1 protein-coding gene is annotated in these 282 nt (G+C 36.2%); it reads left to right on the top strand.

The annotated features are described in order from the left end of the window. Nucleotides 1–45 precede the first annotated feature (45 nt). The coding region (locus tag RH81_RS16090) for a hypothetical protein (protein WP_152604859.1) at nt 46–282 on the top strand (237 nt) is incomplete at its 3' end.

Below are 282 nucleotides of genomic sequence, written 5' to 3'. Positions count from 1 at the left end.
GATTTAGAAGTTATAGTAAATCCTATAGCTAATATAGTTACACCCTTGGAGGTTTGTGATGATGACAATGATGGTTTTTCTAGTTTCACTTTAAGTTTAAAGGATTTAGAGGCAGTAGGAGCTCAAGTAGGTATGGTTGTTACGTATCATGAGACGCAGTCAGATGCTGATAATGGTATTAATATTTTACCAATACCCTATGATAATATAGTACCAAGTGTTCAGACGGTTTATGTTCGAGTAGAGAGTGGTACCACAGGGTGTTATGATACTGTTGAGCTT

Origin of the sequence: Psychroserpens jangbogonensis, from assembly GCF_000797465.1 — a bacterium.
GTDB classification, from domain to species: domain Bacteria; phylum Bacteroidota; class Bacteroidia; order Flavobacteriales; family Flavobacteriaceae; genus Psychroserpens; species Psychroserpens jangbogonensis.
The sequence above is the reverse complement of the archived record's forward strand: the minus strand, read 5'-3'. Positions and strand labels throughout refer to the sequence as shown.